1 protein-coding gene is annotated in these 2826 nt (G+C 36.9%); it reads left to right on the forward strand.

Annotated elements, in window-relative coordinates; all coding sequences use genetic code 11:
- Positions 1–116 precede the first annotated feature (116 nt).
- Positions 117–2826, forward strand: a 2710-nt coding sequence (locus C3L50_RS16180) for a M14 family metallopeptidase (RefSeq protein WP_165784030.1), incomplete at its 3' end; no start/stop codon positions are given.

The following is a 2826-nucleotide window of genomic DNA, read 5'->3' on the forward strand; positions in this document are numbered from 1 at the left end:
CTGTTTTATTTTTTACAACGTTTTTGTATTCACAATCCACACATGAATCACATAAAACAAAAACAGAACCTAATGAAATTTACAAAAAAATTAAAATAACCAATCCTTCGTCAGAAATGATGAATAAATTAGGTCGTATTGGACTTGATTTAGATTGTGGTTCTCAATTTGACTCAAATGGCGATTTACTTATTGAAGTTTCTGCCTATGAAGAATCAAAAGTTAAAAAAATAACATCCTATCAAGTTATCATTGAAGACATGGAAAGTTTTTATGCAAAAAGAGCTTCTAAAAACTTACCACAAGCTAAGTCTATTTTAAAAACTCAAAAATTAAGCAAAACCAAAAGCAATAATAAAACTACAAGCTTAAAATCAACTACTTACGGCAACATAACCCATAGATTTGAAAACACAGAAATCGATTGGGCTGTTCCAACAAATTTTCAATTAGGAGCTTCTTTTGGTGGCTGTTTAACTGTTGACGAAACTTTAGCACAACTTGATTTAATGAGAAGTTTATACCCCAATTTAATAACTGCAAAAGTAAACGCATCTCCTACTGACCAACGTACAATTGAAGGCAGACCTGTTTATGTAGTCAAAATTTCTAATTCAGCTATCGCTGGAACCAAACCAGAAACATTATACACAGGAATGACTCACTCAAGAGAGGTTTCTAGTTTGATGAACCTAACCTATTTTATGTGGTATCTTTTAGAAAACTATGCCACTGATCCTGATGTGAAAAATTTAGTAGATCACCACGACCTTTATTTTATTCCAATCGTAAATCCTGATGGTTTGACTTATAACCAAACTCAATCTCCAACTGGTGGTGGAATGCAAAGAAAAAACAGAAGAGATACTGGAGCTTGTACAACTTACCTTGACGGAATCGATTTAAACAGAAACTGGGGAACCTATTGGGGATATGACGACCAAGGATCTTCACCTGATGGATGCGACGATACTTACAGAGGAACTGCTGGTTTCTCTGAAGCTGAAACTACAATAATTAAAGATTTTTTCTTACTGCATAATTTCAAAACATCGATAAACCATCACTCCTATAAAAATGCAGCCCTACACGGAAGAGCAGCTTTCTATCATCCAAATAACAACACAGCAAATGCTCCTGTACTCACTGGAAGAGAAAACGAATACTACCAATATTCGCACGATATGACACAGTTTAGCCGATATGCCTACGGATCTAGTCCAAATATTAGCTACTGGAATAACGGAAATTGCAACGACTGGATGAATGAAGGTTCTGGAAAAAATACTTTGTGCTGGACTCCTGAAAATGGTGCTACAACTGGTGAAGGTGGATTTTGGCCAACACCAACTCAAATTACACCAATAGCTAAAAGAGCTGTTAGAATGAATTTTATTGCAGGTTTTTATAGCGGTGTATATGCAAAATTACACGACTTAACTAAATCTGACATAACAAGTACTAGCGGAACTTTAAACTTTGGATTAGAAAGAGTAGGACAAACTTCTGGAGATTTTACCCTAACAGTTACCCCTATTTCTTCAAATATCCTTTCCGTTACAAACGTAGCTGTTCAATCTGGAATGACTGTTTTAGAACAAAGAAATCTAGATGTTAATTTCACTCTTAGTCCAACTATTGCTAATAAAGAGAAAATTGAATTTGAAGTTACGCTATCAAACGGTTCTTACATCATTTATAAAACTAGAATAGAAAAATATTATAACCCAACAAGTATTTTTACATCAGCTGCGAATCCAACTACACTGGCTTTGGCGGGTTGGACTGCTTCTGGAACTTCATCTTGGGCGATAACTTCTACAGATGGTTTTGGAGGAACAGCCGGTATCACAACCAACACAGCCGCTGCCTATTCTAACGCAATAACTACTGCAAATCTAACTCAAACAACAGCCATTTCATTAGCTGGAAAACAACAAGTTGCCATTCAATTCAATGCCAAATGGGATTTAGAAAGAAGTTTTGATTATGTGCAATTACAAGGTTCTCCTGACGGTGGAACAACTTGGATTGTAATGAATGGAAAATATACAAAACCAGGCACCACAACAGCTGTTACCGACTACTCCACCACACTATCAACAACTTCAAAAACAACAGCGGACAAAGGATTCCAACCTGATGGACAAGCTTTGTATGATGGTGACAAATTTGGCAAATGGGTGCTGGAAGAATACTATATTAGCGCAACTGAAAACGCTGGACTATTCAACAAAGCAAGTGTTAAATTCCGATTCATATTAAGAACCGACTCTAACAATAGAGCTCACGGATATAACACTACATTCAAAGGGTTTAGATTTGACAACTTTAAAGTGTTGGAAATTATTTCTTCGCCTCCAGTTGCAAACTGTAAAGACGCAACGCTAAACTTGAGCAGTGCTGGAACTTTAACTGTACTCCCTGCAGATGTTAACAATAATTCAACCGACGATATTGGTATTACAGCTATATCCGTTTCTCCAAACACCTTCAATTGCACACATGCCAATACTGTTCAAGCCGTAACACTTTCTGTAACTGACGCTGACGGACAAACTAGCACTTGTGTTGCCAACGTAACTATCAAAGACGTAACCCCTCCTGTAACACCAACACTTACAAATGTTACAGCACAATGTTCTGTTACTCCAACTGCACCTACAACAACTGATGTCTGTGCTGGCACGATAACAGGTACAACATCAACTCCGTTCCCTATAACCACACAAGGAACAACAATAGTAACTTGGTCTTTCAATGATGGAAATGGTCAAATTGTAACTGCTGATCAAAATGTGATTATTGATGATACCGTAGCGCCAG

The organism is Flavobacterium alvei (genome assembly GCF_002920895.1).
GTDB classification, from domain to species: Bacteria; Bacteroidota; Bacteroidia; order Flavobacteriales; family Flavobacteriaceae; genus Flavobacterium; species Flavobacterium alvei.